Source organism: Pseudomonas sp. TAA207 (assembly GCF_001529285.1).
GTDB lineage: Bacteria > Pseudomonadota > Gammaproteobacteria > Pseudomonadales > Pseudomonadaceae > Aquipseudomonas > Aquipseudomonas weihenstephanensis.
The window spans coordinates 19,725-31,551 of sequence record NZ_LLWJ01000041.1 but is presented as its reverse complement, the minus strand read 5'-3'; the positions used below and the strand labels follow the sequence as shown (position 1 = coordinate 31,551).

Below are 11,827 nucleotides of genomic sequence, written 5' to 3'. Positions count from 1 at the left end.
AGAAGTCGCCATCGCCAACGGCTACCCCAATTGGCCTGTAATCGCTGACGAGTAACACGAGGCTGCGATCGGGCGCGAAGCGGCCGTAAAGCCATTCAACCGCATTCATCGTGTTTACGATCTCTACGCACTCAGAAGTCGCCTTCGCCAATGGCTACACCATCAGCTCTTTGAGCACGCGGGTAAAGTCGCGGCAGCTGTCGACTTCGTCAGCGTGATGGCCATCGCGTATCACCCACTGGCCATTGACCAGCACATCACGCACCTGACGGTCACCACCGGCAAACAGCCAGCGGTTGAGAATGGCGTCATCCCGGGCTGTGGCCAGGTAGGGGTCGTTGCCGTCGAGTACCAGCCAATCGGCGCGCTGACCCACTGCCAGTCCACGGACCGGCTGGCCCATTGCCTGCGCCCCTCCGGCCAGTGCCGCGTCAAACAGCGTTCGGCCGACCATGGGTTGGTCGGCGCGGTACATGCGGTTGCGGCGCTGGTCGCGCAGGCGCTGGCCGTATTCCAGCCAGCGCAGCTCTTCAACCACGCTCAACGACACATGACTGTCCGAGCCGATGCCCAGGCGGCCGCCTTGGGCCAGGTAATCCACCGCCGGGAAAAGTCCATCCCCCAGATTGGCTTCCGTGGTCAGGCACAACCCGGCTACGGCCTGACTGTTAGCCATCCGCGCTACTTCAGCCGCATTGGCATGGGTGGCGTGCACCAGGCACCAGCGTGAGTCGACGTCAACGTTGTCATACAGCCACTCAATCGGACGTTTGCCGCTCCAGCTCAGGCAGTCGTCGACTTCCTTTTGTTGCTCCGCGATGTGGATATGCACCGGGCAGGTGCTATTGCTGGCGCTCAGCACGTCGTGGATTTGCTGCGCAGTGACCGCGCGTAATGAGTGAAAACACAGCCCCAGCGCTTGGGCCGGTTGTTGGGCTATCAGCGGTTGTAACTGTTGTTGAAGTTGCAGGTAGTGCTCAGTGCTGTTGATGAAGCGCCGCTGGCCCTCACTTGGCGCTTGGCCACCAAAACCGGCGTGGCTGTACAGCACCGGCAGCAGGGTCAGACCAATGCCTGCGCAGCGGGCGGCTTCGCTGATGCGCAGCGCCAGCTCGGCGGGGTTGGCGTAAGGTCGCCCAGAAACATCGTGATGCACATAATGAAACTCAGCCACCGAGGTGTAACCCGCCTTGAGCATCTCGATGTACAGCTGGCGCGCGATGACGCCTAGCTGCTCAGGGCTGATTTTTCCGACAAGGCGATACATCAAATCGCGCCAGGTCCAAAAACTGTCATTGGGGTTGCCAGCCACTTCGGCCAAGCCAGCCATCGCGCGTTGAAAGGCGTGAGAATGCAGGTTTGGCATGCCCGGCAGCAACGGGCCGTGCACGCGTTCGGCGCCAGAGGCGTCGGCATTGGCTTCAAGACTCAAGAGGAGGCCATCCTTGCCGACCTCGATTCGGACATTGGTCGCCCAGCCTGTGGGTAACAGCGCACGTTCGGCAAAGAAGACGGACATCGGTTGGGTACCCCATTGTTTGTTATTTGTATATACATATACAGACGTTTGCCTGCTCGGTAAACTCCGGCAAGCTACGCCTCTTTACTCTTCATCAAGGATTGCCTGTGCCGACTCCGCCTGCCGTGAACCCGCTGGCTGCCCAGATGGGCGACAGTCCGGCGCCCCTGTACGCCCGTGTGAAACAGATGATCACTCAACAAATCAAGAGTGGTAACTGGCCGCCGCACCACCGCGTCCCTTCCGAGAGTGAGCTGGTCAGCCAATTGGGCTTCAGCCGTATGACCATCAACCGCGCCCTGCGTGAAATGACCGCCGACGGCCTGCTGGTGCGTATGCAAGGTGTGGGCACCTTTGTGGCCGAGCCCAAGTCCCAATCCGCACTGTTTGAAGTCAACAACATCGCCGATGAGATCGCCGCCCGTGGCCATCAGCACAGTTGCAAAGTCATCAGCCTGGGCGAAGAAGCGGCAGGCTCTGAACGTGCAGCGGTGCTGGACATGCGTGAAGGGCAAAAAGTCTTCCATTCGTTGATCGTGCATTACGAGAACGGCATTCCCGTGCAAATAGAGGACCGTTTCGTCAACGCTCAAGTGGCGCCGGACTACCTCAAGCAGGATTTCACTCAGCAAACGCCTTACGCCTACTTGTCTCAAGTCGCACCGTTGACGGAAGGCGAACACGTGGTCGAGGCGATTCTGGCTGACCCCAAAGAGTGCAAGTTGCTGCAAATTGAGCCGGGCGAGCCTTGCCTGCTGATTCGCCGCCGTACCTGGTCGGGGCGCCAGCCTGTTACCGCCGCGCGCCTGATCCACCCAGGCTCGCGCCATCGCCTTGAAGGACGTTTCAGTAAATGAATGAATTGACTGTATTACGCGCCGCTGATTACCCGCGCATGCCGTGGAAAAACGGCGGCGGGAGCACCGAAGAAATCACCCGTGACGCAGGCGAAGGTCTTGAGGGTTTTGGCTGGCGCCTGTCGATTGCCGACATTGGCGAGTCGGGCGGGTTTTCGCGCTTTGAAGGCTATCAGCGAATCATTAGCGTGCTGCAAGGCGCAGGCATGAACCTGCAAGTGGACGGGCTACGCACGCGTGCCTTGTTACCGTTCGATGCCTTCGCCTTTCGCGGTGAAAGTGCGGTGAGCTGCACGTTAATAGATGGCCCGATCCGCGACTTCAACTTGATCTATGCCCCCAACCGTTACAGCGCGCGCCTGCAATGGCTGGATGCTGTTACACCGCAGCGTTTTTTCAGCGCGGCGCACACGATGCTGGTGTTCAGTGCCAGCGAGCACGTGTACGTAGGTATCGGTAACACTCAGCACCAACACCTGGGCCGTTACGATTGTCTGCGACTGAGCAATGACGGTGCGTTGCTGGAAGTCACCGTGACGGGCCGCTGCTGCGTGATCGAATTAAACCCCAGCTGAAATCCCCCGCGTAGGCGTTGCCGAAGGCTGCGAGTTTTTGATCGTCTACAAAATCGCAGCCTTCGGTAGCGCCTACGCAATTTGTTACCGAACGCCCCAAAACAGCGCAAAAATCCGTTTCCGTAACATCCCATCACTTGCCCCTCCGTTGTCTGTGCAACACCCCTGCGTTAATCAAGCCCTCTATTTCCGGGGCCTCCAACAGTTTCATGCTGCGAATCCTCACGTTGGCCGCTTACTTGCATATGCTTGTATGTACAAGTACATAAGTGTGCGTCTGCCCATTGCTGAGGAGTTACCCGTGACTTCAACTACACCCCAATCGCCTGCCGAGTTCACCCGCCACCGTGACGGTGAAATCCGCGCTGCCCGTGGCACCCAACTCACGGCTAAAAGCTGGATGACCGAAGCCCCGTTGCGGATGTTGATGAACAACCTCGATCCGCAAGTGGCCGAGAACCCGACCGAGTTGGTGGTGTACGGCGGCATTGGGCGTGCAGCGCGTAACTGGGAGTGCTACGACAAAATCGTCGAAAGCCTGACTCACCTCAATGACGACGAAACCCTGCTGGTGCAATCCGGCAAACCGGTCGGCGTGTTCAAAACCCACAGCAACGCACCGCGTGTGCTGATTGCCAACTCCAACCTGGTGCCGCATTGGGCTACGTGGGAGCACTTCAACGAACTCGACGCCAAGGGCCTGGCCATGTACGGGCAGATGACGGCCGGTAGCTGGATTTACATCGGCAGTCAGGGGATTGTGCAAGGGACGTACGAGACCTTCGTTGAAGCCGGTCGTCAGCATTACAACGGCAGCCTCCAAGGCAAGTGGGTACTCACCGCCGGCTTGGGCGGCATGGGCGGCGCGCAGCCATTGGCCGCTACGTTGGCAGGCGCGTGCTCGCTGAACATCGAGTGCCAGCAAAGCCGCATCGATTTCCGTCTGGCCACGCGCTATGTCGATGAGCAAGCGACCGATCTGGATGACGCGCTGGCACGTATCGCGAAATACACCGCAGCAGGCAAAGCTATTTCTATTGCCCTGTGTGGGAACGCCGCTGAACTGCTGCCAGAAATGGTGCGCCGTGGTGTACGCCCGGACATGGTCACCGATCAGACCAGCGCCCACGATCCGCTCAATGGCTACCTGCCCAAAGGCTGGACGTGGGAGCAATACCGCGACCGTGCCGTGACCGATCCGGCAGCGGTGGTCAAAGCGGCTAAAGCCTCGATGGGTGAACATGTCGAAGCGATGCTGGCGTTTCAGAAGCAAGGCATTCCGACTTTCGACTACGGCAACAACATTCGTCAGATGGCCAAAGAAGTCGGTGTCGAAAACGCCTTCGATTTCCCTGGATTCGTACCTGCTTATATCCGCCCTTTGTTCTGCCGCGGCGTAGGTCCATTCCGCTGGGTCGCGCTTTCGGGGGACCCGGAGGACATCTACAAAACCGACGCCAAGGTCAAAGAACTGATCGCCGATGACGCGCACCTGCATAACTGGCTGGACATGGCCCGCGAGCGCATCAGCTTCCAGGGTTTACCCGCGCGTATTTGCTGGGTCGGCCTGGGCCAACGCGCCAAGTTGGGCCTGGCCTTCAACGAAATGGTGCGCAGCGGCGAACTGAAAGCACCGATCGTGATTGGCCGCGACCACCTCGACTCCGGCTCGGTGGCCAGCCCCAACCGCGAAACCGAAGCCATGCAGGACGGTTCGGATGCAGTCTCTGATTGGCCCTTGCTCAACGCCTTGCTCAACACCGCGAGCGGTGCGACCTGGGTCTCCTTGCACCACGGTGGCGGGGTGGGCATGGGCTTCTCGCAGCATTCGGGGATGGTCATCGTCTGTGATGGCACCGACGAAGCGGCCGAACGTATCGCCCGTGTGTTGCACAACGACCCGGCTACCGGTGTGATGCGCCATGCCGATGCGGGCTACGACATCGCCATTGAGTGCGCCAACGAACAGGGCCTGAACCTGCCGATGATCAACGGTTAAACCACGACGCTCGGTCGGCGTGAGCACGGCTCGCGCCTACCTAAAACAAGATCGTTTCAAACGGCTTCTACTATTTATCAACACACGTGAAGGAGTATTAACGTGCTTGAGCTAAACCTGATCCCCGGCCAACTGAGCCTTGCCCAGCTGCGTGACATTTATCAGCAGCCTGTGGCCCTCACGCTGGACGAAAGCGCCTCGGCGCAGATTGACGCCAGCGTGGCGTGTGTTGAACAAATTTTGGCTGAAAATCGCACCACCTACGGCATCAACACCGGTTTCGGTCTGCTGGCGTCGACCAAAATCGCCAGCGCGGACCTCGAAAACCTACAGCGTTCTCTGGTGTTGTCTCACGCGGCAGGCATTGGCGAACCGATCAGCGATGATCTGGTGCGCTTGATCATGGTGCTCAAGGTCAACAGCTTGAGCCGTGGTTTCTCCGGTATTCGTCGTGTGGTGATCAATGCATTGATCGCGCTGATCAATGCCCAGGTTTATCCGCACATTCCGCTCAAAGGTTCAGTGGGCGCATCAGGTGATTTGGCGCCCTTGGCGCACATGTCGCTGGTGCTGCTGGGCGAAGGCAAGGCGCGCTACAAAGGCGAATGGCTGGACGCACGCGCTGCGTTGAGACAGGCCGGTCTTGAGCCGCTGACCCTGGCTGCGAAAGAGGGGCTGGCGCTGCTCAACGGCACGCAGGTGTCGACCGCATTTGCTTTGCGCGGGTTATTTGAAGGTGAAGACCTGTTTGCCGCCGCGATGGCGTGCGGAGGCTTGACCGTTGAAGCGGTGCTGGGTTCGCGCTCCCCGTTTGACCCGCGCATTCATGCGGCGCGTGGTCAGCGGGGGCAAATCGACGCCGCCGCGATTTACCGCGACTTGCTGGGTGAAAGCAGCGAAGTGTCGTTGTCCCACAAGAACTGCGACAAAGTTCAAGACCCGTATTCCCTGCGTTGCCAGCCGCAAGTCATGGGCGCGTGCCTGACTCAGTTCCGTCAGGCCGCCGAGGTGTTGGGCATTGAAGCCAACGCCGTGTCGGATAACCCGTTGGTGTTCGCCGAGCAGGGCGATGTGATTTCAGGCGGTAACTTCCACGCCGAGCCGGTGGCAATGGCCGCCGATAACATGGCCTTGGCCATTGCTGAAATCGGTTCGCTGAGCGAGCGCCGTATTTCGCTGATGATGGACAAACACATGTCGCAATTGCCGCCCTTTTTGGTGGGCAATGGCGGGGTCAACTCCGGCTTTATGATTGCCCAAGTGACCGCCGCGGCGCTGGCCAGCGAGAACAAGGCGTTGTCGCATCCGCACAGTGTGGATAGCATTCCTACGTCGGCGAACCAGGAAGACCACGTGTCTATGGCACCTGCTGCGGGCAAGCGCCTGTGGGAAATGGCTGAAAACGTGCGCGGCGTACTGGCGGTCGAGTGGCTGGCGGCGTGTCAGGGTCTGGATTTGCGCGATGGCCTGAAAACCTCACCCAAGCTCGAAATCGCCCGCACCACGTTGCGCGACAAGGTCGCGTTCTATGAGAAGGACCGTTTCTTCGCCCCGGACATTGAGGCGGCCATGCAACTGCTGGCGTCGCGCTGCCTGAATGCACTGGTGCCTGCGCAAATTCTGCCCAGCCTGTAATCACATCGTCGCAGAGGGCCTTGGCCCTCTGTGCGGCTGTGTTCGCCGACAAAAATAATTAAGGACGCGCGAAATGCACAAGCAAGCTCAAGGTTTGAAGCGCGGGCTATCGGCTCGCCACATCCGTTTCATGGCGCTGGGTTCAGCGATTGGGACGGGACTGTTCTACGGTTCTGCCGCGGCCATCCAAATGGCCGGGCCTGCGGTATTGCTGGCGTACCTGATCGGTGGCGCGGCAGTGTTCATGGTGATGCGCGCACTGGGCGAAATGGCCGTGCGTGATCCGGTTTCCGGGTCGTTTGGGCATTACGCCAGCACTTATCTAGGGCCGATGTCGGGTTTCATCCTGGGGTGGACCTACGCCTTCGAGATGATCATCGTGTGTTTGGCCGATATCACCGCGTTCGGTATTTACATGGGGTTCTGGTTCCCTGACGTCGCGCGCTGGATTTGGGTACTGGGCATTGTGCTGCTGATTGGCGGCCTGAACCTGTGCAGCGTCAAAGTCTTTGGTGAAATGGAGTTCTGGTTGTCGCTGCTCAAGGTCGCGGCCATCGTGGCGATGATTTTGGCCGGTTTCGGCATCATGCTGTTCGGGATTGGCAGCGCGGGCAGTGTGGACGCAGCTGCCACCGGGATTAGCAACCTGTGGTCGTTTGGCGGGTTCATGCCCAACGGCGTCGGCGGTTTGATCGCTTCGTTTGCCGTGGTGATGTTTGCTTTTGGCGGCATCGAGATCATTGGTATTACAGCCGGTGAAGCCAAAGACCCACAACGCGTGATCCCGAAAGCCATCAACGCAGTGCCATTGCGTATTTTGCTGTTCTACGTGTTGACCCTGTTCGTACTGATGGCCATTTACCCGTGGACGCAGATCGGCACGCAAGGCAGCCCGTTTGTGCAGATTTTCGACAGCCTGGGCATCAGCTCGGCGGCGACGATCCTCAACATCGTGGTGATTTCAGCCGCAGTGTCGGCCATCAACAGCGATATCTTCGGCGCGGGTCGCATGATGTTTGGCCTGGCTCAACAAGGGCAGGCGCCTAAAGGCTTTGCGCAGATCTCACGCCACGGTGTGCCCTGGATGACGGTGTTGGTCATGGGCGTGACGCTGCTGGCAGGCGTGGTGCTCAATTACCTGATCCCGCAAGACATCTTCCTGATCATCGCCTCGATTGCGACTTTTGCAACCGTCTGGGTGTGGCTGATGATTCTGGTCACGCAAATGGCCATGCGCCGTTCGATGAGCGCTGAAGAAGTGGCGCAGCTCAAGTTTCCGGTGCCGTTCTGGCCGTATGCTCCGATTGCAGCCACAGCCTTCATGGTGTTTATCTTTGGCGTACTGGGTTATTTCCCTGACACCCGTGCGGCCTTGATTGTCGGCGCAGTCTGGATTGCATGCTTGGTCGTGGCTTACCGGTTGTGGGTAAAGCCGGTGGCCAAACTGGCGGTCAAACCGCAGGTTGAATTGTCCTGATCCCAACGTTTAACGGCGGAGTAAGTGAATGAAAACGCTTTGGCAACACTGCAATGTCGCAACCATGACCGAGGGTACGTATTCGATCATCGAAGACGCGGCCATCGTGACCTATGAAGGCTTCATTGAGTGGATTGGCCCGCGGCTGCACTTGCCTCAAGGCGAGTACAGCCAGACTCACGGCCTGGAAGGGGCGTGGGTGACGCCGGGGTTGATCGACTGCCATACGCACACGGTGTTTGGCGGCAACCGCAGTGGCGAATTCGAGCAGCGCCTGCAAGGTGTCAGCTATGCCGACATTGCAGCGGCCGGGGGCGGAATTGCCAGCACCGTACGTGCGACTCGCGCAGCCAGCGAAGAGGAATTGTTCACCAGTGCGCGTGAGCGTTTGACCTGTTTACTGCGTGATGGCGTCACCAGCGTTGAAATCAAATCCGGCTACGGCTTGAGCCTTGAAAGCGAGCGCAAAATCTTGCGCGTGATTCGCCGCCTGGGCGAAGAGTTGCCCGTTACGGTGCGCAGTACGTGCCTGGCCGCGCATGCTTTGCCGCCGGAATTCAAAGATCGTCCAGACGACTACATCGACCTCATCTGCAACGAGATGCTGCCCACCTTGGCGGCCGAAGGGTTGGTGGACGCAGTGGATGCGTTTTGCGAGTACCTGGCGTTTTCTGCGGCGCAGGTGGAGCGTGTGTTCAAGGTGGCGCAAACGCTAGGGCTGCCGGTCAAGCTGCATGCCGAGCAGTTGTCATCGCTGCATGGTTCCAGCCTGGCGGCGCGTTATCAGGCGCTGTCGGCGGACCATCTGGAGTTCATGACCGAGGAAGACGCTATGGCCATGGCCGCGTCTGGCACGGTCGCGGTGTTACTGCCCGGTGCGTTTTATTTTTTGCGCGAAACCCAATTGCCACCGATGGACGCCTTGCGCAAGCACGGGGTCAAAATTGCCATCGCCAGCGACCTCAATCCGGGCACCTCGCCTGGGCTGTCGTTGCGCTTGATGCTGAACATGGCGTGTACGTTGTTTCGCATGACCCCCGAAGAGGCGCTGGCGGGCGTCACCTTGCATGCGGCGATTGCGCTGGGCATGGGCGACACCCACGGTTCGCTGGAACCGGGCAAAGTGGCGGACTTCGTGGCCTGGAACATTGATCGCCCGGCGGATCTGGCTTACTGGCTGGGCGGCGATCTGGACAAACGCGTCGTGCGCAATGGCGTGGACGTAGTGCTTTAGGAGAAACATTTGTGGACAAGGTTCTGACATTCAAACAAGGCCGCGTGCCCTTGCTGATCAGCATGCCCCACGCGGGGTTGCGTCTGACGCCTGCGGTCAAGGACGGCTTGATCCCCGAGGCACACAGCCTGCCGGACACCGACTGGCACATTCCGCGTCTTTACGAATTTGCCGCTGAACTGGGGGCCAGTACGTTGGCGGGGGAGTATTCGCGATTCGTGATTGACCTCAACCGCCCAGAGAACGATGCACCGATGTACGTGGGCGCGACCACGGGGCTGTTTCCGGACGTGTTGTTTGACGGCGTGCCGCTGTTTCGCGAAGGGCGTGCGCCGTCGAAGGCTGAGCGGGCGACTTACCTTGAACAGATCTGGAAGCCTTATCACCAGACCTTGCAGCAGGAGCTGGCCCGGTTAAAGGCTGAGTTTGGTTATGCATTGCTGTTTGATGCGCACTCGATTCGTTCGCACATCCCGCACTTGTTTGACGGCAAGCTGCCGGACTTCAACCTTGGCACGTTCAACGGCGCTAGCTGCGACCCGCAACTGGCCTGTGATCTGGAAACGATCTGCGCGCAGCATCCGCAGTACAGCCATGTGCTGAACGGGCGTTTCAAGGGTGGCCATATCACCCGCCACTACGGCAGCCCGGCGGAGCATATCCATGCGGTGCAACTGGAGTTGGCGCAGAGCACTTATATGGAAGAGGTTGAGCCGTTCAATTACCGCCAAGACCTGGCGGGGCCGACGCAGATTGTGCTCAAACAATTGTTGGCGCGGATTATTGCGTGGGGGGAAGGGCATTACGCTAAGGCCTGAAATCAAAAGCCCTTCTCACTCTGCATTCACCGTTATAAGCACCTGCTCATTCCCGCTAATCGGGTTTATGATGCCAGACGGCAACATTTTTGAAGTCCCCGCAGGGATGACCTCAACCCCCGATGGAGTGCGTCATGCAGACCTTGTTCCCGCAGATCAAACCCTACGCCCGGCATGAGCTGGCGGTTGATGGGCCGCATGTTCTTTATGTTGACGAAAGCGGTTCGCCCGACGGCCTGCCCGTGGTGTTCGTGCACGGTGGGCCGGGGTCAGGCTGCGATGCCAACAGCCGGTGCTATTTTGATCCGGGGCTGTATCGCATCATCACGTTTGATCAGCGCGGCTGCGGACGCTCGACCCCGCACGCCAGTCTGGAAAGCAACACCACATGGGATCTGGTCGCTGACATGGAGCGGATTCGTCGGTATCTGGGCATCGACAAGTGGCTGTTGTTTGGCGGTTCGTGGGGCTCGACCCTGTCATTGGCGTACGCACAAAGTCATCCAGCGCAGGTGCTTGGCCTAATTTTGCGTGGGATATTTCTGGCTCGCCCGCAAGAAATCGAATGGTTCTATCAGGCCGGTGCCAGCCGGATCTTCCCGGATTATTGGCAGGACTACGTAGCGCCGATTCCGCCCGAAGAACGCCACGACCTGATGGGTGCCTTTTACAAACGCCTGACGGGCAATGATCAGATTGCGCAAATGCACGTGGCCAAAGCGTGGTCGACCTGGGAAGGGCGTGCCGCCACCCTGCGGCCCAACCCGCAGGTGGTCGAGCGTTTCTGCGACCCGCACCGGGCATTGTCGATTGCCCGGATCGAATGCCACTACTTTATGAACAACGCGTTCCTGGAGCCTGACCAGTTACTGCGTGACATGCACAAGATCGCTCACCTGCCAGCGGTGATCGTGCATGGTCGCTACGACATGATTTGCCCGCTGGATAACGCTTGGGCGCTTCATCAGGCATGGCCTGGCAGTGAGCTGCAAATCATTCGCGAGGCCGGGCATGTGGCTTCCGAACCCGGTATCACCGACGCCCTGGTGCGCGCCACCGAGCAAATGGCCCGGCGCTTGCTCAATCTGCAACCGGATGAAGCATGAAGGGGCTTTTACAACGGGTCAGCCGTGCGCGGGTTGAGGTGGCGGGGGAGATCGTCGGCTCAATCGATCAGGGTTTGATGGTGCTGGTGGCCGTCGAACCCGGTGACACTGAAGCCAGCGCCGCGAAGTTGCTGCATAAACTGCTCAACTACCGTGTGTTCAGCGATCCGGAAGGCAAAATGAACCTCTCGCTGGCCGACATTGACGGCGGTTTGCTGTTGGTGTCGCAGTTCACCCTGGCCGCCGACACTAAAAGTGGCCTGCGCCCAAGCTTCTCCACCGCCGCCCCGCCCGAGGTCGCCCACGCTTTGTTCGAGCACCTGTTGAAGGAGGCCAATCGGCTGCATCCACAGGTTGCTTCAGGGCGATTTGGTGCCGATATGCAGGTGCATTTGGTCAACGATGGCCCCGTTACATTTTTGTTACAAACCTAAAACCCCGAAAATCGGTGTTTTCGTCAGAAAACAGGGGTTTTTAAGCATAAATACTTGCTGACAGTAGATGCGTTGTCACGCGGGCTACTAGATAATCCCGCGCTACACAGAGACTAATCCGACGCGCCTGGGGAATCATTCATCCCTTTGACGGTCGGAACAGTGCTCGCCAA

At 59.1% G+C, this 11,827-nt stretch carries 10 protein-coding genes; 9 read left to right on the top strand and 1 reads right to left on the bottom strand.

Going from position 1 to position 11,827, the window contains the following annotated elements:
• Positions 1-154: 154 nt before the first annotated feature.
• Positions 155-1,519, bottom strand: a complete 1,365-nt coding sequence (locus AP059_RS01240) for a formimidoylglutamate deiminase (RefSeq protein WP_059761524.1) — start codon at positions 1,517-1,519, stop codon at positions 155-157.
• A gap of 146 nt (positions 1,520-1,665) precedes the next feature.
• Here AP059_RS01240 and hutC point away from each other — a divergent pair, with 146 nt between their 5' ends.
• The 9 genes from hutC (at position 1,666) to dtd (ending at position 11,654) form a co-directional block, all read left to right on the top strand.
• Positions 1,666-2,376, top strand: a complete 711-nt coding sequence (gene hutC / locus AP059_RS01235) for a histidine utilization repressor (protein WP_177332337.1) — start codon at positions 1,666-1,668, stop codon at positions 2,374-2,376.
• Positions 2,373-2,951, top strand: coding sequence for a HutD/Ves family protein (locus AP059_RS01230; protein ID WP_059761522.1), 579 nt, complete (start codon positions 2,373-2,375; stop codon positions 2,949-2,951). Before hutC ends, AP059_RS01230 begins: the two co-directional genes overlap by 4 nt.
• A gap of 253 nt (positions 2,952-3,204) precedes the next feature.
• Positions 3,205-4,950 (top strand): urocanate hydratase, encoded by a 1,746-nt coding sequence (gene hutU, locus AP059_RS01225; RefSeq protein ID WP_371260585.1) that lies wholly within the window; start codon positions 3,205-3,207, stop codon positions 4,948-4,950.
• A 102-nt stretch (positions 4,951-5,052) separates the two neighbouring features.
• Positions 5,053-6,585 (top strand): histidine ammonia-lyase, encoded by a 1,533-nt coding sequence (gene hutH / locus AP059_RS01220; protein ID WP_059761521.1) that lies wholly within the window; start codon positions 5,053-5,055, stop codon positions 6,583-6,585.
• 73 nt (positions 6,586-6,658) lie between these two features.
• Positions 6,659-8,062, top strand: coding sequence for an amino acid permease (locus tag AP059_RS01215; RefSeq protein WP_059761520.1), 1,404 nt, complete (start codon positions 6,659-6,661; stop codon positions 8,060-8,062).
• Positions 8,063-8,090: 28 nt separating this feature from the next.
• Complete coding sequence (hutI, locus tag AP059_RS01210; protein ID WP_059761519.1) at positions 8,091-9,296, top strand: imidazolonepropionase; 1,206 nt, start codon at positions 8,091-8,093, stop codon at positions 9,294-9,296.
• Between the two features lie 11 nt (positions 9,297-9,307).
• Positions 9,308-10,114 (top strand): N-formylglutamate deformylase, encoded by an 807-nt coding sequence (gene hutG, locus AP059_RS01205; RefSeq protein WP_059761518.1) that lies wholly within the window; start codon positions 9,308-9,310, stop codon positions 10,112-10,114.
• 134 nt (positions 10,115-10,248) lie between these two features.
• On the top strand, positions 10,249-11,220 hold the full coding sequence (gene pip / locus AP059_RS01200) for a prolyl aminopeptidase (RefSeq protein WP_048364580.1): 972 nt from the start codon (positions 10,249-10,251) through the stop codon (positions 11,218-11,220).
• A complete protein-coding gene (dtd, locus tag AP059_RS01195; RefSeq protein ID WP_059761517.1) occupies positions 11,217-11,654 on the top strand; it encodes a D-aminoacyl-tRNA deacylase in 438 nt (145 codons plus the stop codon). Before pip ends, dtd begins: the two co-directional genes overlap by 4 nt.
• Positions 11,655-11,827: the final 173 nt, after the last annotated feature.

What these genes read in the sequence shown, in the direction of transcription:
- AP059_RS01240 (WP_059761524.1), bottom strand. Translation starts at nt 1,519, where the DNA reads ATGTCCGTCTTCTTTGCCGAACGTGCGCTGTTACCCACAGGCTGGGCG.
- hutC (WP_177332337.1), top strand. Translation starts at nt 1,666, where the DNA reads ATGGGCGACAGTCCGGCGCCCCTGTACGCCCGTGTGAAACAGATGATC.
- AP059_RS01230 (WP_059761522.1), top strand. Translation starts at nt 2,373, where the DNA reads ATGAATGAATTGACTGTATTACGCGCCGCTGATTACCCGCGCATGCCG.
- hutU (WP_371260585.1), top strand. Translation starts at nt 3,205, where the DNA reads ATGTACAAGTACATAAGTGTGCGTCTGCCCATTGCTGAGGAGTTACCC.
- AP059_RS01215 (WP_059761520.1), top strand. Translation starts at nt 6,659, where the DNA reads ATGCACAAGCAAGCTCAAGGTTTGAAGCGCGGGCTATCGGCTCGCCAC.
- hutI (WP_059761519.1), top strand. Translation starts at nt 8,091, where the DNA reads ATGAAAACGCTTTGGCAACACTGCAATGTCGCAACCATGACCGAGGGT.
- pip (WP_048364580.1), top strand. Translation starts at nt 10,249, where the DNA reads ATGCAGACCTTGTTCCCGCAGATCAAACCCTACGCCCGGCATGAGCTG.
- dtd (WP_059761517.1), top strand. Translation starts at nt 11,217, where the DNA reads ATGAAGGGGCTTTTACAACGGGTCAGCCGTGCGCGGGTTGAGGTGGCG.